This window comes from Chloroflexus sp. (assembly GCF_034431535.1).
Taxonomy (GTDB): Bacteria; Chloroflexota; Chloroflexia; order Chloroflexales; family Chloroflexaceae; genus Chloroflexus.
Window position 1 is genome coordinate 16,817 of the sequence record NZ_DAOUDC010000050.1, and the last position, 22,545, is coordinate 39,361.

Annotated in this window: 17 protein-coding genes; 7 read left to right on the forward strand and 10 right to left on the reverse strand. The window is 60.5% G+C overall.

All coding sequences use genetic code 11. From position 1 onward, the window contains the following. Positions 1 to 38: 38 nt before the first annotated feature. From U9R61_RS12270 to U9R61_RS12285, 4 genes are all read right to left on the reverse strand, one after another. The gene (locus U9R61_RS12270; protein WP_322489106.1) at positions 39 to 401 is read right to left on the reverse strand and encodes a histidine kinase dimerization/phospho-acceptor domain-containing protein; all 363 of its coding nucleotides are present in this window, start codon (positions 399 to 401) and stop codon (positions 39 to 41) included. Positions 402 to 480: 79 nt separating this feature from the next. After that, positions 481 to 690, reverse strand: coding sequence for a hypothetical protein (locus U9R61_RS12275; RefSeq protein WP_322489107.1), 210 nt, complete (start codon positions 688 to 690; stop codon positions 481 to 483). After that, positions 687 to 1,025 carry an extracellular solute-binding protein gene (locus tag U9R61_RS12280; protein ID WP_322489108.1) on the reverse strand — a complete coding sequence of 113 codons (339 nt, stop codon included), beginning with the start codon at positions 1,023 to 1,025 and terminating at the stop codon, positions 687 to 689. The genes U9R61_RS12275 and U9R61_RS12280 overlap by 4 nt, the downstream gene beginning before the upstream one ends. A gap of 128 nt (positions 1,026 to 1,153) precedes the next feature. Beyond that, a complete protein-coding gene (locus U9R61_RS12285; protein WP_322489109.1) occupies positions 1,154 to 1,399 on the reverse strand; it encodes a hypothetical protein in 246 nt (81 codons plus the stop codon). Positions 1,400 to 1,691: 292 nt separating this feature from the next. Between U9R61_RS12285 and recJ the strand changes: the two genes are divergently transcribed. Further along, a complete protein-coding gene (recJ, locus tag U9R61_RS12290) occupies positions 1,692 to 3,413 on the forward strand; it encodes a single-stranded-DNA-specific exonuclease RecJ (protein ID WP_322489110.1) in 1,722 nt (573 codons plus the stop codon). A 60-nt stretch (positions 3,414 to 3,473) separates the two neighbouring features. Here recJ and U9R61_RS12295 read toward each other — a convergent pair whose 3' ends face one another. Together U9R61_RS12295 and gmd are read right to left on the reverse strand one after the other, a co-directional pair. Further along, positions 3,474 to 3,677, reverse strand: coding sequence for a hypothetical protein (locus U9R61_RS12295; RefSeq protein WP_066786510.1), 204 nt, complete (start codon positions 3,675 to 3,677; stop codon positions 3,474 to 3,476). Continuing rightward, positions 3,674 to 4,648, reverse strand: coding sequence for a GDP-mannose 4,6-dehydratase (gene gmd, locus U9R61_RS12300; protein ID WP_322489111.1), 975 nt, complete (start codon positions 4,646 to 4,648; stop codon positions 3,674 to 3,676). Before gmd ends, U9R61_RS12295 begins: the two co-directional genes overlap by 4 nt. A 116-nt stretch (positions 4,649 to 4,764) precedes the next feature. On the opposite strand from gmd, the gene U9R61_RS12305 reads away from it, so the two are divergent. Further along, positions 4,765 to 5,220, forward strand: a complete 456-nt coding sequence (locus tag U9R61_RS12305; RefSeq protein ID WP_322489112.1) for a helix-turn-helix transcriptional regulator — start codon at positions 4,765 to 4,767, stop codon at positions 5,218 to 5,220. A gap of 1 nt (position 5,221) precedes the next feature. Here the strand turns inward: U9R61_RS12305 and sucC are convergent, their stop codons facing one another. The 3 genes from sucC to U9R61_RS12320 form a co-directional block, all read right to left on the reverse strand. Further along, on the reverse strand, positions 5,222 to 6,364 hold the full coding sequence (gene sucC / locus U9R61_RS12310; protein ID WP_322489113.1) for an ADP-forming succinate--CoA ligase subunit beta: 1,143 nt from the start codon (positions 6,362 to 6,364) through the stop codon (positions 5,222 to 5,224). A 223-nt stretch (positions 6,365 to 6,587) separates the two neighbouring features. Next, complete coding sequence (locus tag U9R61_RS12315; RefSeq protein ID WP_322489114.1) at positions 6,588 to 7,466, reverse strand: DNA adenine methylase; 879 nt, start codon at positions 7,464 to 7,466, stop codon at positions 6,588 to 6,590. Positions 7,467 to 7,528: 62 nt separating this feature from the next. After that, the gene (locus U9R61_RS12320) at positions 7,529 to 9,109 is read right to left on the reverse strand and encodes a DUF885 family protein (protein WP_322489115.1); all 1,581 of its coding nucleotides are present in this window, start codon (positions 9,107 to 9,109) and stop codon (positions 7,529 to 7,531) included. Positions 9,110 to 9,495: 386 nt separating this feature from the next. Here U9R61_RS12320 and U9R61_RS12325 point away from each other — a divergent pair, with 386 nt between their 5' ends. Further along, positions 9,496 to 10,269: a hypothetical protein gene (locus tag U9R61_RS12325; protein WP_322489116.1), complete on the forward strand. Its 774-nt coding sequence runs from the start codon at positions 9,496 to 9,498 to the stop codon at positions 10,267 to 10,269. 36 nt (positions 10,270 to 10,305) lie between these two features. Here U9R61_RS12325 and U9R61_RS12330 read toward each other — a convergent pair whose 3' ends face one another. After that, the gene (locus U9R61_RS12330) at positions 10,306 to 12,465 is read right to left on the reverse strand and encodes a hypothetical protein (RefSeq protein WP_322489117.1); all 2,160 of its coding nucleotides are present in this window, start codon (positions 12,463 to 12,465) and stop codon (positions 10,306 to 10,308) included. A 218-nt stretch (positions 12,466 to 12,683) separates the two neighbouring features. Here U9R61_RS12330 and U9R61_RS12335 point away from each other — a divergent pair, with 218 nt between their 5' ends. From U9R61_RS12335 to treZ, 4 genes are all read left to right on the forward strand, one after another. After that, positions 12,684 to 14,723, forward strand: a complete 2,040-nt coding sequence (locus tag U9R61_RS12335; protein WP_322489118.1) for an alpha-1,4-glucan--maltose-1-phosphate maltosyltransferase — start codon at positions 12,684 to 12,686, stop codon at positions 14,721 to 14,723. A 75-nt stretch (positions 14,724 to 14,798) separates the two neighbouring features. After that, a complete protein-coding gene (gene treS, locus U9R61_RS12340; protein ID WP_322489119.1) occupies positions 14,799 to 18,161 on the forward strand; it encodes a maltose alpha-D-glucosyltransferase in 3,363 nt (1,120 codons plus the stop codon). A 493-nt stretch (positions 18,162 to 18,654) separates the two neighbouring features. Then, positions 18,655 to 20,688: a 1,4-alpha-glucan branching protein GlgB gene (gene glgB / locus U9R61_RS12345; protein ID WP_322489120.1), complete on the forward strand. Its 2,034-nt coding sequence runs from the start codon at positions 18,655 to 18,657 to the stop codon at positions 20,686 to 20,688. A 57-nt stretch (positions 20,689 to 20,745) separates the two neighbouring features. Continuing rightward, the gene (gene treZ, locus U9R61_RS12350; protein ID WP_322489121.1) at positions 20,746 to 22,521 is read left to right on the forward strand and encodes a malto-oligosyltrehalose trehalohydrolase; all 1,776 of its coding nucleotides are present in this window, start codon (positions 20,746 to 20,748) and stop codon (positions 22,519 to 22,521) included. The last annotated feature ends 24 nt before the right edge of the window (positions 22,522 to 22,545 follow it).

Below are 22,545 nucleotides of genomic sequence, written 5' to 3' on the forward strand. Positions count from 1 at the left end.
GCAACACTGTCTTCACAGTGTGAATCACCGCATTCACATCATCCGGCCACCGCCTCGATCTTGGCGCTATCGAGCAGAATATTGAGCCGGCTCAGCAAGCGACGACTAGCGCGGGCAATCGTGCCGGCGTCTTCGGAAGCTGCCGGGCGGTCAGTGATGGCCTCGCGCAACATTTCACTCATCGCAATAATGGTATTAAGTGGGTTGCGCACATCGTGGTCGAGGCGGGCCAGAAAGGCGCTGCGCTCGCGATTGATGGCTTCGGCAGCCTCTTTTGCTTGTTGTAACGACCCTACCAGCCTCACTTGAGTCAGTGCCTGTCTGGACAAGCGTGCGGCAATGCCTACATAGGCGATCTCGTCGTCGGTGAAGGCGTTGGGTTGCGGGCGATACAGGGCCAACCAGGCATAATCTTGCTGATGACAATTGCGCTAGAGAACACGACATTGAGACGACGGTTCAATGTAGGCGCCGGATCCATCATCGCCGCACCTCAGCCCAAACTGCACGGTAGAGTTCGTACGTCGCTAAGTCAACATCGACTAACCGGAACAACCGCCCCTCTTGTTCGAGGGCCTGATAGCGCTGGATTAAGCGCTGTAGTTCGTTGTCAAGACGATCAAAGGCGGCGCGATTCGGGGAAATATAGCGAGTCTTGTTTGCTAAAGCCGCACCGTGTTCAGCCGTCAATTGATAAACTGCTCGGCAGCAGCGTGGTGAGCGGCATCGGTGAGCACACACATATTATCAGCCGCGAAAATGGCGCCCTTAGCCGGAATTTCAAACCGGATGTCAGGATCGATACTCGCTACTTGGAGAATATCGCCACTCCCTTCGATCACCACATCGGCTTCGCTGTTGGCTAAGAAGGTTTGCCCATCATCGCCGGCAAAACGAATAATGCGCCCAGCGTGCGCGCGCAACCAATCACGCGCAGCGCCGATAGCGGCCGGATCACTTGTATTTGGGCTATATTCCAGCTTTATCAAGGCTAATCCGAGACCAAAGCGGGGATCGTCAATCATAACCACGCGATTGCTGCGGGCCGGGTCGAACACGTCGGCCCAATTGGTGATCGGCTAGCTCTGGGCTGATTGGCGGTAGCCAAAGCCAAGCCCCCCATAAATACGGTACGCAAAAGCGATTGACCGGATCACTTGCGATCCGAATTAAATGCTGGATCAAGATTGGTCAGATTGGGGATCCGTCCAAGGTTTAGCACGGCCAACCGCTGCTCGCGGAGCAGTCGATCGATGAGCACATCGCTGACGATCACCAAATCGTACGGCTCTTTGGTAGTGGTCAGAATGTTGTACAGCTCTTCGTTGTTGCTGTAGGTGTGGTAGACAATGGCAATGCCGGTTTCATCAGTAAACGCATCAAGTAATGCAGGAATCAATATAGGTATCCCAGTTGAGGATGCGGAGCAGCGCAGGGGGGCGGCGACAGTGGCGACGGCGCGGCACAACCGATCATAACCCAGCTTACAAACAGTAGTTTGACGAGACGTGACGTCATTGGATAAAAATTTGGGCGTAACGATTTAGCATTCTTTGCGGTATTCGTGATAGTACGATGATATTACCAACCGGCAATCATTTCGTGCCAATACGGTGCTCGTACCGGCAGTGCGAAAGCGGAGTATAATAAGTGCCGCCTGCACTCTGCCCCTCACGACAGGAGTGATGCGTATGTCAGCTCGCCGCCAGTGCTGGGAGATCCGCCCGCCAGCGCCTGCCGATGTTAGCGAACGTCTTGGTCTACCGCCGTTGCTGGCGACGTTGCTGTACCAGCGCGGGTTGCACGATCCCGCCGCCGCTAGCGCTTTTCTCGCCGCCGATTACGCTACCGGCTTGCACGATCCGTTCCAAATGCGCGGTATGGCTGAAGCCGCGGCCCGGATCGCTGCGGCCATCGATCGCGGTGAGTTGATGGCCGTCTATGGCGATTTTGATGTTGATGGGGTGACGGCAGTCGCGCTGCTGAACCAAGCGATTGGTGCAATGGGCGGGCGAATCCGGCCCTATATTCCGCATCGCGCTCGCGAGGGCTATGGCTTGAACAACGTTGCGATCGGCCAGTTGGCCGCTGATGGCGTGCGTTTGCTGATTACGGTTGATTGCGGCATCTCGAACTATGCTGAAGTGACTGAGGCCAACCGGTTGGGGATTGACGTGATCGTTACAGACCACCACCATCCGCCTGCCGAGCTGCCGCTGGCGTTGGCGGTGGTCAATCCCAAGCAACCCGATTGCGCGTATCCATTCAAAGGTCTGGTCGGGGTTGGGATTGCCTTCAAGCTCATACAGGCGCTGGCGCGCTACGGCAAGCGTCCGGCCAATTTGCGCGGGCGTGATATGCTCGATCTAGTAGCGCTGGGCACGGTAGCCGATATGGGGCCATTGCTCGATGAGAATCGGGTATTAGTGCGGGCGGGTCTGATCGCGCTCAACGAGACGGCACGCCCCGGTGTGCGCGCGCTGATGGCTGCCGCCGGGCTAGCACTCGGCTTGATCGACAGCGATGCGATTGCTTTTGCGCTCGCCCCCCGTCTCAACGCCGCCGGGCGGCTCGCCGACGCCCGCCGCGCTTATGAGTTGTTGCTGGCCAGTGACCGGGAAACTGCCGATGGGTTAGCCGCTGAATTGAATGCCACCAATCGCGAGCGGCAGACGCTGACCCGCCAGTTGCAGGCGCGGGCCGAAGAGCTAGTTGCGCAGAGCGGTCGGGCTGAGCAGCCGCTGATCGTGCTCGCCAGTCCTGAATTCAACGCTGGTGTGATCGGGTTGGTGGCGGCTCGCATCGCCGAGACCTACCATCGTCCGGTCGTGGTGATCGAGCAAGGCGTTGAAACCTCGCGCGGTTCGGCCCGCTCGATTCCGGGTTTTAGCATGATCGATATCTTCGATCAATGCGCTGACCTCTTCGTGCGTTACGGCGGCCATGCTGCGGCAGCCGGCTTTACCATTGCCACCGCGCAGATTCCGGCGCTCGAACAGCGATTGCTCGCCTTGAGCCGGCAATATTTGCGCGACGACCAACTGATGCCGCGGCTGATGATTGACGCGGTGTTGCCGCTGACCGAACTATCGTGGGAGCTGTACACCGGTATCCAGCAACTGGAGCCATTTGGGCAAGGCAACCCGCAGCCGATCTTGATGGCGCCCAACGTGACCGCCATTGACCCCCAGCCTACTAGCGACGGCGCCCATCTGCGCATGCGGGTGCGCGCCGGCAATAGCGTCTTCGAGGCAATCGGCTTTCACTTCGGTCGCTTGGCCGAAGCGTTGCAGCGGTACCCAACGATTGATCTCGCCTATCAATTGGCAGTGGATGAATGGAACGGGCAACGGCGGATGCGGTTGCTGGTGCGTGATTTCCGGCGGGTGGGGAGCGCGCGGAACGGCGGATAACACCAAACCGCCCTGCCTTGATGATAGGCAGGGCGGTGCATAGAGACCGGATGCGAGCAGTTAGGCGTCAGACTGGTTGGTAACCGGTGGTTGGGGCCGGCGCGCCGGCAACGGGTTCACGCCCCACAACGACTGAAGGTGTTGGCGCGCGCCGCCGGTGCGCCGATCGAGCAACATCACGAAACGACTCGCGTTTGCCAGTCCCAGACGCTCAACCAATGCCGCCCATCCTTCCTCGATCAGCCGAGTCTCGGATTGATTCATCGCATCTGCTCCTTAACTAACTGTAGGTCAGCCTCGACCATCATCTGCACCAGTTCGGGGAACGAGGTGCGTGGTTGCCAGCCAAGCTTCTGGCGGGCCTTAGAGGGATCGCCGATCAGCAGATCCACTTCGGCTGGGCGCATAAAGCGTTGGTCGACCACCACATAATCGCGATAGTCAAGACCGACATAACTAAATGCCAACTCGCAAAACTCGCGGACTGAATGCGTTTCGCCGGTGGCGATCACGTAGTCATCGGGCTGATCCTGTTGCAGCATCAGCCACATCGCTGCGACGTAATCACCGGCAAACCCCCAATCGCGCCGAGCCTCAAGGTTGCCCAATCGCAGCTCCTCATCGAGCCCGAGCTTAATCCGCGCCACACCGTGCGAAATCTTGCGAGTGACAAACTCAAGCCCGCGCCGCGGACTCTCGTGGTTAAACAGGATGCCAGAAGTGGTGTGCATCCCGTAGCTTTCGCGATAGTTCACCGTAATCCAGTGACCATACACCTTAGCGACCCCATAGGGGCTGCGCGGGTAGAATGGCGTTGTCTCTTTCTGCGGCACCTCCACCACTTTGCCGAACATTTCACTGCTCGACGCCTGATAAAACCGGATGTCGGGATCCACAATCCGCACCGCATCGAGCAACCGGGTAACGCCCAACGCGGTGGTTTCGCCGGTAAAGACCGGCTGCGGCCACGAGGTCTGCACGAAGGACTGTGCAGCGAGATTGTAGACCTCGTGCGGGCGATGCTCGCGCAAAATGTGAATCAGTGACACCTCATCGAGCAAATCGCCGCTGACAAGGGTCAGTTTATCCTGAATATGCTTAATTCGCTCGAAATTGACGGTGCTCGAGCGCCGCACCATCCCGATCACCTCATACCCTTTTTCCAGCAAGAACTCGGCGAGATAGCTGCCGTCTTGCCCGGTAATGCCGGTGATCAATGCGCGTTTCGGAGCCATTGTTCGTTATCCTCTCACATGAGCAGGGCGACACGCCAGCGGCTACTGTGCCACGGCGACTCAAACGGTGCTACTATACAACGGATTGGCGGATCGCGTCTGCTAAGTGAGTTACCATGACCGTTACTGATGAACCGATTGGTCAACGAATTGCCCAGTTACGCGCCAACCTCGGCTGGACGCAGCAGGAACTAGCTGAGCGTCTGGCCATCTCGCGGGTGGCAGTCTCTCACCTCGAGTTGGGGCTGTCAATGCCCGGCGAGCGCACCATCACGCTGCTAGCCGGTTTGTTCAAATGTGAACCGCTGCAACTCGTCGCCGGTACCGATTACCCGCCGGCACGGGCGGAGCGGCTGCCGTTTGTGGCCTGCCGCTACACCGAAGTCGAGTTGCAATTGGCGTTGCTGGCCCGCGATCGGGCTTGGCTAGCCGAGATGGGGGCGGCAGCAAACCAACGAGCCGCCGCCATCATCGACAAGTGGCGCTGGCGGCTCGACCGACTCGCCCGTGAGACGCTCGATCATCGCGAACGGGCGTTGATTGCCGCTGCGCGCCGCGAACTAGACGGCTGACCTACGGCTCACCGCGGGCCACCGCCACTGCCTTCTGGGCGCCTTCGGCCAGCGTGGCCGCCGGGATCAACTTAGAACCAGCCAGCAATGCCCGTCCGGCCTCTTCATTGGTGCCGACCAGCCGCGCCACCATCGGCACATCGGTGGGCACCTCTTCGAGAGCGGCGAGAATGCCGCGCGCGACTTCATCGACGCGGGTGATGCCGCCAAAGATGTTGAACAATACCGCCTTGACGTTCGGATCAGAGAGAATGATCTGCAACGCTGCTTTGACTTTTTCTTTGCCGGCCCCGCCGCCGATGTCAAGGAAATTGGCCGGCTCGCCGCCCGACAGCTTGATCACATCCATCGTGGCCATAGCCAACCCGGCGCCGTTGACCATACAGCCGATGTTGCCGTCGAGTTTGATGTAGGTAATATCGGCCTCGCGCGCGCGCCGCTCGGCTTCGGGGTCGGCGGAGGGGTCGCGGAGCGCCGCCAGTTCGGGGTGGCGGAAGAGGGCGCTCTCGTCGAGCAGCACTTTCGAGTCGAGCGCGAGCAGGCTGCCGTCAGCTTTCACCACCAGCGGGTTGATCTCGGCCAGCGAAGCGTCATTCTCGACGAAGGCGCGGTACAGGGCGCTGGCGATTTGGGCGAATTGGCGTGCTTGTTTGCCGTCGCGCAACCCAATGCGAAAGGCCAGCTCACGGGCTTGAAAATCGAGCAAGCCCATCGTCGGGTGGGCGGAAATCTTGATAATTGCTGCCGGGTTCGTCTTCGCGACCTCTTCGATCTCGACGCCGCCTTCGGCTGAGGCGATCATGGTGATCCGCTTGCTGCCGCGATCGAGGATCGCCGACAGATAGATCTCTCGCTCGTAGCTGACCGCTTCGGCAACCAGCACCTTCTCGACGGTCAACCCTTTGATGTTCATACCCAAAATCTGCCCGGCCACCTGCTCGGCCTCATCCGGGGTTTGGGCCAACTTGACGCCACCCGCCTTGCCGCGCCCGCCGACATGCACTTGCGCTTTCACCACCACTGGCCCGCCGATCTGCTCGGCGATGGCGCACGCCTCGGCTGGCGTGACCGCCACGCCGCCGCCGGTCACCGGAATGCCGTAGCGTGCCAAGAGATCGCGCGCCTGATATTCGTGCAATTTCATGCCAGATCTCCGCTGCCCGCAACGGGCTTGTCTTATCGTTTAGGCGTAACCATACCCTGTAAGATCTGTGCGTGATAACTTCGGGAATAGTAGCACAGAAATCAGCGAACTGTCAAATATTTTGCTTGTGCAAAAGTTGTGCATGAGGTAGATCTTTGCTTGACCCCATGCCGTGCTGCACAGCAAAAGGACGCAGCAAAATATTTGACACTTCAAGCGTCATTCAGTCACTAGCAAGGTCGTACCGCGTCACGATGCCGGTGGGAAAGCTGCACGCGATCAACTCTTCGACTAGCCCGCGCCGTTTACCGTCACAGTTGATTTTGCGGCTGGCCAGCACCACATCCACCTCATAGGCATTGGCATATAATTGATGGGCGAGCGTCGTCGATGAATTGGAAAGGATCACGTAACAGCCGCGCTCGGCGAGGCGGTGGAAGACGGCAGCCAGCCGGCGCTGCTCGGCTTCGTCGAACCCGCGCCGGGTGTAGCTGGTGAACGAAGCAGTGGGGCTCACGGGGACGTAGGGCGGGTCAAAGTAGATGAAATCTCCCGCTTGGGCATGGTCGAGCACGGCGGCGAAATCGGCGACGCGAAGTTCGGCGTAGCGCAAGGCCCGGCTCACTTCGCGCAGGTTGTCGCTATCAACGATCAGTGGGTTCTTGTAGTAACCGAACGGCGCGTTAAATTGGCCTTTGTTGTTGAGGCGGTAGAGGCCGTTGTAACAGGTGCGGTTGAGGAAGATGGTGCGGGCGGCACGCTCGACGAGCGGGCGCTGGGCAAAGTCGGGCCGGCGATCCCAGCCGCGAATCTCGTAGAAGAAGTCGCGGTCGGTGGCATACGGGCGCAGACTCTGGAGCAGGTCGATCAGCTCTTCAGCCTGATCGCGCACAGCCCGGTAACAATCGATCAGCTCCGGGTTCACATCGCTCAAGATCGCGCCCTGCTGCAAGCGGCCTTGGTTCCAGAGGTGAAAGAAGAGGGCACCGCCGCCCACGAACGGCTCGTGATAGCGGCCAAAGCGTTCGGGAATTCGCCGTGATAGCTCTGGCAAGAGTTGGCTTTTACCGCCAGCCCACTTTAAAAATGGACGCGCAGGCACACATGGCTCCCCGGCAGGCGCGACGGGCGCGCCCGTCCCCCAGACGCGATTGTAGAAACGCATTATAGCATATCGATTGCTGCCAGCAGCCGGCTGAGCACCGGCAAGGGCGGTGCGCCAAATGACAGCACTGCATCGTGAAACCGGCGCAGCGAAAAGTGTTCACCCCAGCGTTGGTGCATCCGTTCGCGCAGCCGGATCATCGCCAAGCGGCCCACGGTATAACAGATGACTCCCGGATCGAGCGCGGCCCGGCGCGCTTCGCGTAGAGCGAGCGGCGGATCGAGCCCGGCCTCGGCGCGAAATCGCTCGACGGCGGCGGCGAGATCGGTCGCACCGGTGTGCAGATCCACTGCTACAACCAGCCGGCAGGCGCGCAAGAGGGCCTCGCCGGCCACTGCCGCTGCGAGCCGGGGATCATACCCATCAAAGCCGGCAGTGACTGTCATCTGTTCGACATAATGCGCCCAGCCTTCGAGGTGGCACATGCTCCAGAAGTGGCGGGCCAACCGGCCCGGCGCGCGCGCGATGAAGGCAAGGTGCAGGTAATGACCGGGGTAGGCTTCGTGGAGGGCGGCGACCGCCAGTGCCGGCCGGCCAAAGGCGCGCAGCCATGCCGCTTGTTCGTGAGCCGGCCATGTTGGATCAGGCAGGCTGACCGCCACCTGTGCCGGCCCGCTCCGTCCCGGCGGGATGAGACTCAAGGCCGCCCAGCGAGCAAACGGCGGCGAGATCGTCACCTGCGGTAACGTTGTATCAATCAGACTCACCAGCTCGTAGCGAGCGAGCAGGGTGCGCGCATGGGAAATCCAGCGGCGCAATTCGTCCAACACGTGGTCAGCCGACGGATGGTCAGCGGCCAACTCGCGCAGCAGCCAGCGGTGGTCGCGGTGCGGGGCGAGCGCGCTCAAGACATCGCGCTGCTGGCGCAGTTCGGCTTCACCCAAGGCGCGCAGCCGTTCCGGCGAGAGGCTAATCTGCTCAGCCAGCCGCAGCCAATCGCTGAAGTAGGCGGCACCGAGACCCACTTCCTCAATGGCGGCAGGCAGGTGTTCCACCTGTAAAAAATGGCTAAACGCCGCCAGTGCGGTGAGGGCCGCACGCGCAACGGCCCGCAACTCGCGGTTGGGCAGATGGGTGCTATTGAGCGTGGCTGCGGTGAGCTGGAGCGCAATCAGCGCCTCTTCGATCGCCAGCCGGCTCAGGGGACGGCGGAGGTTGGCGCGCGCGGTTTCCAACAGGCCGGGAATGGCGCGCAGTTCGGCCAAGAGTGCGTCACATTCGGCTTCATCACTGGTCTCTAACCGGCGCGAGTCAAGAAACGCTAGCCCGGCATAGTAGCGGGGATCGCGGCGGTGCGGCTGTAACGTGCTCAGTTGCCAAATGGCCCATTCAAGTTGCCAACTCAGCAAGGCGTGATCGAGCCGTTCGGCGATGGTGTGCGGCGTAATGTGGCTCAACGCCGCGGCCAAAGCTCGGTAACGGGCCAGCCGCGCCGCGATGGCCGCCAGGCTATGTTCGCCGATCACTGGCGGCGGCGGCAAGCGGCTCGCGGCGGCTTGGGCCGGGTGAGCCGCGGTATATTCGGCCAAAAAGTCATCGATCAGGCCGGCAAGGGTTGTCGCAGAGAGTGGCGCAACCACGAATGGTAGACCTCCAAGCGCAGATGTTTTCCGGGTCTCGATGGCACGCGAAAGGATTGCCGGCTACTGGCCAGTTGTGGCGTATGGCGGCCACGTTGCTGTGCGCCATCTCGTCTCTCTAGTATCAAGACAGATGGGGGCGTCTGTCAACAGGGTTTGTTCACAGTTTTGCGATGAAAGGGCAGCGATCCCCTGCGAGCACGAGAAGCGTGTCTGTAAGCCATTGGCCTACACTCAAGCGGGAGCTTGCTTCGGTCGGGCGGCTTCCAGCTCCGCTGGACGCCGCTCCCTCGCAATGACAGTCGATCACGCCCCGCTGTTCCCCCTTTGTTGCTATAATTCGGCGTAGTTCTTCAGGCAGCAATCACATATATCTTGAGGACACTATGCAGATCACTATCCGGCCAGTAGCCACATACGCCGAATATCGGGCCTGCGAACAACTCCAGCAAGTGGTGTGGGGCGATGAGTTTGTGGTGCCGCTCAACCTGCTGGTGACGGTGCAGCGCAATGGCGGGTTGGTGCTGGGCGCATTTGCCGGCAATGAGCTGGTAGGCTTTGTTTTTGGCTTTTTAGCCCGCACTGCCGATGGCCGTTTGAAACATGCCTCGCATATGGCGGCGGTGCGACCCGATCTGCGTGATACGCGCATCGGTGAGCGGCTGAAGCGGGCGCAGCGCGAGTTTGCTTTGGTCCAAGACCTCGAATTGATGACGTGGACGTATGATCCGCTTTTGGCGCGCAATGCCCATCTTAATATTCACAAGCTGGGCGCGATCTGCCGCACCTATTTGCGCAATGTATATGGCCCGGAGCCGGAGCTGGTCGATGGTGTATTGCCAAGTGATCGGTTTCAGGTTGAGTGGTGGCTGGTGCAATCACCGGTGGCGCAGCCGTCTGCCGAGCAGGTGGCGGCAGCGCCTTTGATCAATCCGTCGCTCGATGCGCCGCCGGCTATGCCCGGTGAAGCGGTGGCGCGTTTGCGCATCCCGCTCGATTTCAGCGTTGTGCAGCAACGCGATCCGAGCGCGGCGCAGGCGTGGCGCTATCATTTCCGCGCCTGCGCCGAAGCCGCTTTTGCCGCCGGGTATGTGGTGGTTGATTTTGGTCGCGCCGATCACCACTATGGCCAATATACGTTGGTGCGGCCCACACCGTAGGGGCGCGGGCGCAGCGCGCTGCGCCCCTACGCGCCCCTACGGCGCGATCGGGCGCGGCGGTGCGGTTGGGCGCGGCGGCACGGTTGGGGTAGCGGTTGGTTCCGCGGTTGGGCGCGGCGGCACGGTTGGGGTAGCGGTTGGTTCCGCGGTTAGGCGCGGCGGCACGGTTGGGGTAGCGGTTGGGGCAGGTGTAGCAGTGGGGGTGCTAGTCGGCACGGGCGTGGCAGTGGGGGTGCTGGTCGGAAGCAGTGGGAGGCCATCACGAGCGCGCGCATAGTTCAGGTCGCCAGCGATCGCGCCGTGGTAGCCGATGTGGGGGCGATTGGCCCGATCAAGAGCGAGTGACGCATCAATGCCCACCTGCGCGTTGCCATCAACGATCTGCCGTATCCAAACAACGCCATTCCAGTACGTATATTGGAGGACGCCGTTAGTAGCATCGTAGTACGCCACATGCGGCTGCCCAGCGCTATCGAGGGCCAGCGAAGCATAGCGACCCACATCCCCCTCGGCGGCCACGGTCGCAATCTGCCAGCCGTTGCCATTCCAGCGGGCATATTTCAGATCGCCATTCGTAGCGTCGTAGTAGGCGATGTGCGGATAGTCGAAGCGGTCGAGCGCCAGCGCCGCATACTGCCCAATATCACCGATCGCATCGACGATTCGGATGCGCCAATGCTGGCCGTTCCACTGCGCATAAAGCAGATCGCCATTCGTGGCGTCATAGTAGGCGATGTGCGGCCAATTGCGGCTATCGAGCGCCAACGTGACATACTCGCCCGTTTGACCGTGACTATCCACCCGTTGGTGCTCCCAGCGATTGGCGCGCCAGCGCGCATACTTGAGATCGCCATTGGCGGCATCGTAGTACGCAATGTGCGGCTGATCGGCGCGATCGAGCGCGAGCTGGGCAAACTGCCCGACCCGCGACGATTGATCGACAATTTGTGTCACCCAGTAAGTACCTGTCCACCGTGCGTATGCCAGATTGCCGCTGGTCATGTTGTAATATGCGAGCTGTGGATGCTCGGCGCTATCAAGGGCCAGTGAGGCGTAACGGCCAACTTGACCGGATTGTTCGACCAGCTCGATCTGCCAGAAGCCATTGCTGGGGCGGGCATGCCAAAGGGCATTCTGATCCCAACTGTGTTCGGTGAACAAGCTGAGTTGTGGTTGGTTAGCCTCATCAAGGTCGAGACTGAGGGCGCGGATGGCGTTGTTGGCGGCAATGACGGTCTGCCGCTGCCACGCGGCGCCATTCCAGAACGTATACTGCACGCTTGCTTGCGAGGCGTTGTAGTACCCGATATGCGGCTGATCGAACGAATCAAGCGCCAGCGTGACATACCAGCCGGTGATGCCGGTTGCATCAACCACGTGGATGACCCAACCTGCGCCATCCCAGTACGCATATTTCAGATCGGCATTGGCCGAGTCGTAGTAGGCAAGATGGGGATGGCCCTGCCGGTCGAGGGCCTGTGACAAAAATTGGCCGGCGTGACGGTCAACCGTTTGCACCTGCCACGCGCTGCCCGTCCACAGCGCATGCTGTAAGGTGGCGGTGGCAGCGGCAAAAAAGCTGATGTGCGGGCGATCGCTGGCGTCAAGGGTGAGAGTGACGGCGACGCCGGCATCGTTCTGGGTGTCAATGGTCTGAATCTGCCAACCTTGCCCATCCCAGCGCGCATACTTCAGCGCGCCGTTCGTCCAATCGTAGTAGGCAAGGTGCGCATAGCCGGTGCGATCGAGGGCGAGGGCCGGGTAGTGGCCGGTATAAGTGGAGTCATCGACGGTTGTGATCTGCCAGCCGTTGGCGGTGCGATGGGCATATTTCAAGACGCCGTTGCGCCAGTCGTAGTACCCAATGTGCGGCTGATTGGCTTGATCTAAGGCGAGGGCGGCGTATTCGCCGGCGCCGGGGTTTTCATCAACGACCTCGATGCGCCAGCCGGCGGCTTCGGCGTGAGCGTAATAGAGCGCGTCGCCGCCAAAGGCGAGATGCGGCTGGCCGATGCTGTCGATGCGCAGGGTGCGATCGCGCAGCCGGGTGAAATGGCGCGGGGCATCGACCGTCTCAATCTCCCACGTGATGGTTGAAGCGGGTGAAGGAACAGGTGCGATGCCGGCCAGTATCTGGCCGTTGAGCATGCTCGCAAGTGCGAGCATAAAAACGGAGGACAACACCATGCGCAGCAACTGCAACTCCTCTCAGACAGTTGTCCAGCGCACAGCCGGGGACGCGGGAGCACAAGCGATAGTGGTAGTATAGCATAAGGACAATGACATCCCATCGGTACCGCATGCAACCAGTTTGACACATCCCGCCGAGCACCGTACAATCGAAAGTGGGGAAGGGTGAATGAGACATCACCCCACGCGCAAAGTCTCAATGTGTCACATATTGCGGAGGCTCCATGACCGTCAAGGTGCCACGTTCTCGCTCGCGCCGCACAGCGGCGGCAGTCGCTCCTGATCTGGCAGCAGTTGGTGAAGGGCGGTGCCGGGTTATTATCGAGGCGGTTGAACCGACAATCGATGGCGGGCGGTATCCGGTCAAGCGGATTGTGGGTGATGTGCTGACAGTGCGGTGCGATCTGTTTACCGACGGTCATGACGAGTTGACTGCGGTAGTGCGCCACCGTCCGGTCGGGACCAAGCCGTGGCACGAAGCGCCGTTGCGCCCGTTGGTCAACGATCGCTGGGAAGGCCAGTTTACCCTCAACAGCATTGGCCGCCACGAGTTTCAGATTGTGGCATGGATCGATCGCTTTGCGACGTGGGTGCATCAGCTTGAGAAGCGGTTGGCCGCCGGCCAAGATGTGCGGGTCGATTTACAGATCGGGGCGGCGCTTGTCGGCGAAGCGGCGCGCCATGCCAGCGGCGCCGATTCGGCGGTGTTGCACGTGGCTGAGGCAGCCTTGATCGCCGGTGATGTCGATACTGCCTTTGCCAGCGAAATTCATTCATTGATGGCGGTTCATTTGCCACGTCGTTTCGCCACTGAATCCGAAATGTATCCGGTAACGGTCGAGCGGGAGCGGGCGCGGTTTTCCGCGTGGTACGAGTTGTTCCCCCGTTCGACCGCCGATGAGCCGGGCCGCCACGGCACCTTCCGCGATGTGATCAAGCGCCTGCCTTACGTGGCCGAATTGGGTTTTGATGTGCTCTATCTGCCGCCGATTCATCCGATCGGCTATACCTTCCGCAAAGGCCGCAACAACAGCCTCACCGCCGGCCCTAACGATCCGGGCAGCCCGTGGGCGATCGGCAATGCTGACGGCGGCCACATGAGCGTCCATCCCGAATTAGGTACGCTCGAAGATTTTCGGGCGCTGGTCGCGGTGGCACGCACCTACGGCATCGAGGTGGCGCTCGATATCGCCTTCCAATGCTCGCCTGACCACCCCTACGTGCGCGAGCATCCGCAGTGGTTCCGCGCCCGCCCTGATGGCACGATCCAATACGCTGAGAATCCGCCCAAGAAGTATCAGGATATCTATCCGTTTGATTTTGAGTCGGATGATTGGCAGGGGCTGTGGCAAGAGCTGCGCCGGATCTTTGCCTTCTGGATTGAGCAGGGGGTGCGTATCTTCCGGGTCGATAACCCGCACACCAAGAGCCTGCGCTTTTGGGACTGGTGCCTCAATTCGCTCAAGGCCGAGCATCCCGATCTGATCTTCCTTTCGGAAGCATTTACCCGCCCGAAGGTGATGTACCATCTGGCTAAGATCGGCTTTACCCAGAGCTATACCTACTACACGTGGCGCACCACCAAGCAAGAGATTACCCAGTATCTACAGGAACTGACCACGCCGCCAGTGAGCGATCTCTTTATCCCCAACTTCTGGCCGAATACGCCTGATATTCTGACTCCGCAATTCTACGCCGGCCAGCGTTCCGTCTTCCTGACACGGGCGGCGATGGCGGCGACGCTGATGGCAAGTTGGGGGATGTATGGCCCGGCTTACGAGCTGATGGAGCATGTGCCGGTACCGGGGCGCGAAGAGTATATTGACAACGAGAAGTACGAGATCAAGCGGTGGAACCTCGATGCGCCGCATAGTCTGCGCGGCTATATCGCTCAACTCAACCGGATTCGCCGCGAGCATCCCGCGCTGCACCGCAACGATACACTGCGCTTCCACCGGGTTGACATAGACTTCCACGAACACGAGTGGTTGTTAGCCTATAGCAAGACCTCGCCCGACGGGAAAGATATTATTCTGGTGATCGTCAATCTCGATCCCGAACGCACGCAGCGCGGTTGGGTGCAGGTGCCGGTGGCCGAGTGGGGACTCAATAGCATGTATCAAGCCCACGACCTGTTGACCGATGCTCGCTACACGTGGTCGGGCGAGTTTAATTATGTCGAACTCAACCCGCAAGCACCGGTGCATATCTTCTGCATTCGCCGCTTGCGCCGCGATGAGCGCGGGTTTGAGTATTTCGCCTAACGGTATGCGCAACGCCGCGCAGGTACAACGACGTCGGATGAGGAGATGACGCTGGACGAAGGATGAGGATGCACCATGACCCGTACCCGCCCGGCCAAGGCGCCGACGATTCTGGCCGATGATCCGCTCTGGTATAAAGATGCGGTGATCTACGAGCTGCATGTGCGCGCCTTTTGCGATAGCAACGGCGACGGGATTGGTGATTTTCCCGGCCTGACCAGCAAGCTCGATTATTTGCAGGATCTGGGGGTGACGGCGATCTGGCTGCTGCCGTTCTATCCTTCGCCGCTGCGTGATGATGGCTACGACATCGCCGATTACACCAATATCCATCCCAACTATGGCACCCTCACCGACTTTAAGGTCTTTATTCGCGAGGCGCATCGCCGTGGCCTGCGCGTGATTACCGAACTGGTCTGTAATCACACCTCCGACCAGCATCCGTGGTTCCAGCGCGCCCGCCGCGCTAAGCCCGGCTCCTCGGCGCGCAATTTTTACGTGTGGTCGGATACGCCTGACCGCTACAAAGACGCGCGGATTATCTTCAAAGATTTCGAGACTAGCAACTGGACGTGGGATCCGGTGGCGCAGGCGTATTACTGGCACCGGTTCTACAGCCACCAGCCCGACCTCAACTTTGAGAACCCGGCGGTGCAGCGGGCGGTGTTTAAGGCGATGGAGTTCTGGCTCGATCTCGGCGTTGATGGCATGCGGCTCGACGCCATTCCCTACCTCTACGAGGCAGAGGGTACTAATTGCGAGAATCTGCCCGAAACTCACGCCTTCCTCAAACGCTTGCGCCGGCATATGGACGAGAAGTACCATGGGCGGATGTTTCTGGCTGAGGCGAACCAGTGGCCGGAAGATTCGGTCGCCTATTTCGGCGATGGCGATGAGTGCCACATGGCCTTCCACTTCCCGGTCATGCCGCGGCTCTTTATGTCGGTGCATCTTGAGGATCGCTACCCGATCATCGATATTATGCGGCAAACGCCGCCCATTCCCGATAATTGCCAGTGGGCGATCTTCTTGCGCAACCACGATGAGTTGACGCTCGAAATGGTAACCGATGAAGAGCGCGACTATATGTACCGGGTCTACGCCCGCGATCCGCAGGCCCGCATTAATCTCGGCATCCGCCGCCGGTTGGCCCCGCTGCTCGGCAACCACCGGCGCAAGATCGAGCTGATGAACGGCCTGCTCTTCTCGTTGCCGGGCACGCCGGTGCTGTATTACGGCGACGAGATCGGCATGGGCGATAACATCTACCTCGGCGATCGCAACGGGGTGCGCACGCCGATGCAGTGGAGCGGCGATCGCAACGCGGGTTTTTCCCGCGCTAACCCGCAGCAGCTCTACCTGCCGGTGATTACCGACCCCGAATATCACTACGAGACGGTCAACGTCGAGACGCAAAGCGCCAACCAGCATTCGCTGCTCTGGTGGACGAAGCGGCTGATCGCGTTGCGCAAGCGGTATGCGGCGTTTGGTCGCGGCACGCTTGAATTTCTCTACCCCGAAAATCGCAAGGTGCTCTGCTTCTTGCGCAAAACCGAAGACCAAATCTTGCTCGCGGTCTTCAATCTGTCGCGGTTTGTGCAAGGCGTCGAACTCGATCTCTCGCCCTACCGCGGCCTGATGCCGGTCGAGTTGTTTGGGCAAGTTGAGTTTCCGCCGATTGGCGACCAACCCTACTTTCTGACCCTTGGCCCGCATAGCTTCTACTGGTTTACGCTTGTGCCGCAGCGGGTGGAAGGGATGCGGATGACGGCGCCGCAACCCGAAACCGAGCTGGTTGAGATACCAGTTGATGCGATCGAGTGGGACGCCGTCTTTTACGATGGCCGCCAAGAGCGGCTGGAGCGGGTCTTGCCCGATTACCTGCGCAACCGGCGCTGGTTTGGCGCTAAGACGCGCAAGATCAAGCAGGTCAATATCAATGAATTCGCCCGGCTCGATTATGCCGGCGGCCCGGCCTACCTCACGCTGCTGAATGTGCAGTACGTGGAAGGCAGTCCCGAAACCTACTTGTTACCGATGGCCTACGCCGAAGGTGAGCGGGCCGATCAGATACTGGCCGATCAGCGCCACATGGCGATTGCCCGACTAAAGGTGGGTCGGCGGCCCGAAGCGGGGGTGCTGTACGATCCGCTCGGCGAACGGCGTTTTGCGGCGGCGCTGCTCGAACTGACGATTGGCCGCCGGCGCTTACGTGGTGAATCCGGCGGCGAGTTGGTGGGAGGCACGACCCGCGCCTTGCGCAAATTGATCAGCGGCAGCGATGGCCTTGAGCCGAGCCTGATGCGCGGCGAGCAGAGCAATTCGTCGATCAATTTTGGCAGCCGGCTGATTATGAAGCTGTTCCGTAAGATCGAGCCGGGCCGCAACCCCGATCTTGAGCTAGGCCGCTACTTGACTGAAGAGGCCGGGTTTGCCCACACACCACCGGTGGCCGGCTATATCGAATATCTGCGCGGTAAAGACGAGCCGCTGACGCTGGCGATTGTGCAAGGGTATGTGCAAAATGAGGGTGACGCTTTCGATTATGCGCTCGATGTGGTGCGGCGCTACTACGATACGGTACTCACCCGGCCTGATCTGACCCCGCCAGCGGTGAAGGGGAGTGTAGCCGAACTGCTAGCGGCTGCCGAACAGCCGCCAGCGTCGTTGGCCGAAGAGCTGATCGGCGGCTACCTCGAAGCGGCGCGCTTGCTCGGCCAGCGCACCGCCGAGATGCATCAGGCGCTGGACAAAGGGAGCGGGCCGGCCATGGCGGCAGAACCCTTCTCAACCCTCTACCAACGCTCGATCTATCAGAGCATCCGCAGCCTGATCGGGCGTACCTTGCAAGACCTGCGCAAGCAGTTGCCATCGTTGCCGGCAACGGTGCGCCCCGCCGCCGAGCGCGTCGCGCAGAGCGAGGAAGCGCTGCTGTCCCGCTTGCAACGCATTACCGGCGACAAGATCGAGACGGTGCGCATTCGCATTCACGGAGACTACCATCTTGAGCAGGTGCTCTTCACCGGTAAAGATTACGTGATCATCGACTTCGAGGGCGAACCGCTGCGCCCGATCAGCGAGCGGCGGATCAAGCGGTCGCCGCTGCGTGATGTGGCCGGGATGCTGCGCTCGTACCAGTACGCCGCCTATGCCGCCCTCTTTGCCCGTGATAGCGTCGCGAGCAGCACCGATGAATTCGAGCGGCTGCAATGTTGGGCCGATTTTTGGAGTTTCTGGATCTGTGCGTCGTTCCTGCACGGCTACCTCGCCACGGCGGGCAACGAACCATTTGTGCCCGCCGATCGCGCCGATTTGGAAGCGTTGATCGAGACCTTTGTGGTCGAAAAAGCAGTCTACGAACTGGCGTATGAAATGAACAACCGCCCGGATTGGTTGCCGATCCCGGTCAACGGTATTTTGCGCCAGATTGAGCAGTAGTCATGTACTGCAGAGGCGGCGGAGGGCGCAGCCAGTCTGTCATAGCGAGAGAGCGTGTTTGGTTGGCATTGCGAGAGGGCGGAGCCAGTTTGTCATTGCGAGGGCGCGAAGCGCCCAAAGCAATCTCCCGCTTCAGCGGAATATATACCTGAGCGGCTGGCTGCCGTGCTCACGGGGGATGGCGTCGCCGCGGTGCGCGGCTCGCAATGACAACCGGGGAGCAGGAGAGGGCTTCAGTGCTGCCCCCATCCTCGCCCTCCCCTCCGGGGGAGGGTGGGAGTGAGCCAGTATGGTGGGGGGCAGTCCTTGCAGCAATCACTTACTTTAACGGAACGGATGGCTGAGGGAGTTGGTTTCACGCTCGCGAGAGATTACTTCGCCTTTGCGCCCTCGGCGCTCTCTGCGGTAAAAAAGAAACCATGCAGCACGATAGTACGATAGCCTACGAGTTGCGCATGAGCGCAGCCATGAATACCCACAAGAGGAACCACCCATGAGCGATACTGAAAAACCTCGCCGTACCCGTCGCAAGAAAGAGGCGCCGGTCGAAGAGGCGACTGCACCGATGATTGCACCGCATACCGAACCACCCGGCGCCATGGCCGACGAGCCGTCAGCGGCGACCAAAGCGATGATGGCCAGCATTCTCAGCGAAGACGATATTTATCTCTTCAATCAGGGCACCCATTATCGCCTGTACGATAAATTCGGCGCGCAATCGGTTACGATTGAAGGCGTTCCCGGAACCTACTTTGCGGTTTGGGCGCCTAACGCCGAATATGTGGCCGTGATCGGCGATTGGAATAACTGGGATGCCGGGGCTAATCCGCTGCGCCAGCGCGGCTTTTCCGGCGTGTGGGAAGGTTTTATTCCCTACATCGGCAAAGGTATGCGCTATAAGTTCCACATCGCCTCGCGTTATTACGGCTACCGCGAAGACAAGACCGATCCCTTTGGCAGCTACTTTGAAGTCGCGCCGCAGACGGCGGCGATTGTCTGGGATCGTGAGTATACGTGGTCGGATCAGCAATGGATGGCCGAGCGCGGCCAGCGCCAGCGGTTCGATGTGCCGATCTCGATCTACGAAGTGCATCTCGGTTCGTGGCGGCGCAAGCTCGAAGAGGATAATCGCCCGCTGACGTACCGTGAGCTAGCCCACGAGCTGGTCGAGCACGTCAAAGAGTGCGGCTTTACCCACGTTGAGCTGCTGCCGGTGACCGAACACCCCTTCTACGGCTCGTGGGGCTATCAGTCAACCGGGATGTTTGCGCCGACTAGCCGTTACGGCACGCCGCAAGATTTCATGTACTGTGTTGATTACCTGCACCAAAACGGGATTGGTGTGATTCTGGATTGGGTGCCGAGCCACTTCCCCACCGACGGCCATGGCCTCGCCTATTTCGACGGCACCCACCTCTATGAGCATGCCGATCCGCGCAAGGGCTATCATCCCGATTGGGGCAGCTACATCTATAACTACGGGCGCAACGAGGTGCGCAGCTTCCTGATTAGCTCCGCCCTCTGCTGGCTCGATAAGTTCCATATCGATGGCCTGCGGGTTGATGCAGTGGCGAGTATGCTCTACCTCGACTACTCGCGCCGGCCCGGCGAGTGGATTCCCAATCAGTACGGCGGGAATGAAAATCTGGAAGCGATTAGCTTCTTGCGCGAATTGAATACACAGATTTACAAGTATTACCCCGACGTGCAGACGATCGCCGAAGAGAGCACGGCATGGCCGATGGTCTCGCGTCCGGTCTACGTTGGCGGGTTGGGCTTCGGCTTCAAATGGGATATGGGGTGGATGCACGACACCCTGCAATACTTTCATCGCGATCCAATCTATCGCCGCTTCCACCACAATGAGCTGACCTTCCGCGGCCTCTATATGTTCACCGAGAACTATATTCTGCCGCTCTCGCACGATGAAGTCGTGCATGGCAAGGGATCGCTGCTCGACAAGATGGCGGGTGATGTGTGGCAGAAGTTTGCCAACCTGCGCCTGCTGTACAGCTACATGTTCGCCCAACCCGGTAAGAAGCTGCTCTTTATGGGCGGCGAGTTCGGCCAGTGGCGCGAATGGTCGCACGATACCGGTCTTGACTGGCATCTGTTGATGTTCCCCTCACATCAAGGGGTGCGGCGCGTCATCAGCGACCTCAACCGGCTCTACCGCAGCGAGCCGGCGCTGCACGAATTCGACTGCGATCCGAAGGGGTTTGAGTGGGTCGATGCCAACGATGCTGACGCTAGCGTTTACAGCTTTTTGCGCAAGAGCCGGCACGGCGAGATGATGTTGGTCGTGCTGAATGCGACGCCGGTGGTGCGCGAGGATTACCGGGTCGGCGTACCGGCGGGTGGCTGGTGGCGCGAGGTGTTTAACAGCGACTCTGAGTACTATTGGGGCAGCGGGCAAGGCAACGCCGGTGGGGTAATGGCCGAAGAGACGCCTTCGCATGGCCGGCCCTTCTCGTTGCGGCTGCGCTTGCCGCCATTGGGGGCGTTGTTCTTTAAACATAATGGCTAAACGGGGGCGGGCGGGATGAAAACCCGACCCTACGCCAACCGGCATCGTGGAATGCTTATGTTTGATTTACCGCTGCCCGGCGCGGTCTACCGGGCTGATGGCACAACGGCGTTTACGCTATGGGCGCCAACAGCGACAACCGTCGAATTGATTGTGCTCGATTCGCAGCCGCATGCGGTGGCGATGCAGCCGATCGGCTACGGCTGTTGGCATGCGGTCACGGCAGCGCCTCCCGGCACACGCTACCGCTACCGGCTCGACGGATCGCGCGAGCGGCCCGATCCAGCGTCGCGCTGCCAACCCGACGGTGTGCATGGCCCGTCGGCGGTGGTGGATCATCGCTTTGACTGGAGCGATGCGGCATGGCGCGGGGTGCCGCTCGCTGATCTGGTCATCTACGAGCTGCATGTGGGCACCTTCACGCCGGAAGGCACCTTCGAGGCGATTATTCCCCATCTGCCCATGCTGCTCGATCTCGGCATCACCGCGATCGAGCTGATGCCGGTGGCGCACTTCCCCGGCATGCGCAATTGGGGCTACGATGGCGTTTACCTCTACGCGCCGCATACTGCCTACGGTGGTGTAACGGGCCTCAAGCGGCTGGTTGATGCCGCCCATGCCCACGGCATGGCGGTGCTGCTCGATGTGGTCTACAACCATTTCGGCCCCGAAGGCAACTATTTGTGGGACATCGCGCCGCCGGCGTTTACCGACCGCTACCGCACGCCGTGGGGGGCGGCGATCAACTACGATGGGGCCGAGAGTGATCTGGTGCGCTGGTTGATCATCGAAAATGCGCTTGAGTGGCTGCGCGAGTACCATCTTGACGGCTTGCGCCTCGATGCAACCCATGCTATCTTCGATGTATCGCCTTACCATGTGCTCGAAGAATTGGCCGATCGGGTGCGGGGGCAAGCGTTGCGGCTAGGCCGCCCGGCCTACCTCTTCGCCGAGCATCCGCTCAACGATCCGCGCTTTGCCCGCCCCAAAGAGCTGGGTGGATATGGTCTGACTGGCATCTGGTCGGATGATTTCCACCACGCGCTGCACACGTTGCTTACCGGCGAGCAAAACGGCTACTACGAGGGTTTTGGCGCCATCGAGCAGATGGCAACGGCGATCGAGCGCAGTTTCGTCTTTGCCGGTGAATACTCACCGCACGCCCGCCGCCGGTTTGGCCGCGATCCGTCTGATCTGGCTGTCGAGCAGTTTGTGGTCTTCGCCCAAAACCACGACCAAGTCGGCAATCGCGCGGTTGGCGACCGGTTAGGCGCAACACTCAGCGAGGCGCAGATGCGCTTGGCGGCGGCAACGGTGCTGCTGAGCCCGTACACGCCGTTGATCTTTATGGGGGAAGAGTATAATGAAAAGGCGCCGTTCCAATACTTTACCGATCATAGCGATCCAGCCCTGATCACCGGTGTGCGCGAGGGGCGCAAGCGTGAATTCGCCTACTTCCTCCGCCCCGGCCAAGCCGTGCCCGATCCGCAAGACCCGGCAACGTTCATGCGTTCAAAGCTGAATCATAGCTTGCGCACAGTGGGGCGGCACGCGGCGCATCAGGCCTTCTACCGCGAACTGTTGCGCATCCGGCGCGAGTTGCCGGGGTTGCGGCAGCGCCCGCGCACCCGCGTGCAAGGGCGGGTGATCGTCGTCGAGTGGCCGGGTATCCGGTTATTGCTCAATTTCGGCCTCGATCCGGCGCAAATCGACCTACCGGCGCAACCGTGGCGCATCCGGCTCGATAGCGCCGATCCGCCGGCTGCGATCTTGAATCAGGCCCGCGTTGTCTGCGCCGGCCACAGCGCGGTGCTGCTGGTAGCAACCGCCTAGAAGTGACATAACGACGCGCAGTTG

What these genes read in the sequence shown, in the direction of transcription:
- treZ (WP_322489121.1), top strand. Translation starts at nt 20,746, where the DNA reads ATGTTTGATTTACCGCTGCCCGGCGCGGTCTACCGGGCTGATGGCACA.
- glgB (WP_322489120.1), top strand. Translation starts at nt 18,655, where the DNA reads ATGAGCGATACTGAAAAACCTCGCCGTACCCGTCGCAAGAAAGAGGCG.
- treS (WP_322489119.1), top strand. Translation starts at nt 14,799, where the DNA reads ATGACCCGTACCCGCCCGGCCAAGGCGCCGACGATTCTGGCCGATGAT.
- recJ (WP_322489110.1), top strand. Translation starts at nt 1,692, where the DNA reads ATGTCAGCTCGCCGCCAGTGCTGGGAGATCCGCCCGCCAGCGCCTGCC.
- U9R61_RS12280 (WP_322489108.1), bottom strand. Translation starts at nt 1,025, where the DNA reads ATGATTGACGATCCCCGCTTTGGTCTCGGATTAGCCTTGATAAAGCTG.
- U9R61_RS12325 (WP_322489116.1), top strand. Translation starts at nt 9,496, where the DNA reads ATGCAGATCACTATCCGGCCAGTAGCCACATACGCCGAATATCGGGCC.
- U9R61_RS12335 (WP_322489118.1), top strand. Translation starts at nt 12,684, where the DNA reads ATGACCGTCAAGGTGCCACGTTCTCGCTCGCGCCGCACAGCGGCGGCA.
- gmd (WP_322489111.1), bottom strand. Translation starts at nt 4,648, where the DNA reads ATGGCTCCGAAACGCGCATTGATCACCGGCATTACCGGGCAAGACGGC.
- sucC (WP_322489113.1), bottom strand. Translation starts at nt 6,364, where the DNA reads ATGAAATTGCACGAATATCAGGCGCGCGATCTCTTGGCACGCTACGGC.
- U9R61_RS12305 (WP_322489112.1), top strand. Translation starts at nt 4,765, where the DNA reads ATGACCGTTACTGATGAACCGATTGGTCAACGAATTGCCCAGTTACGC.
- U9R61_RS12295 (WP_066786510.1), bottom strand. Translation starts at nt 3,677, where the DNA reads ATGAATCAATCCGAGACTCGGCTGATCGAGGAAGGATGGGCGGCATTG.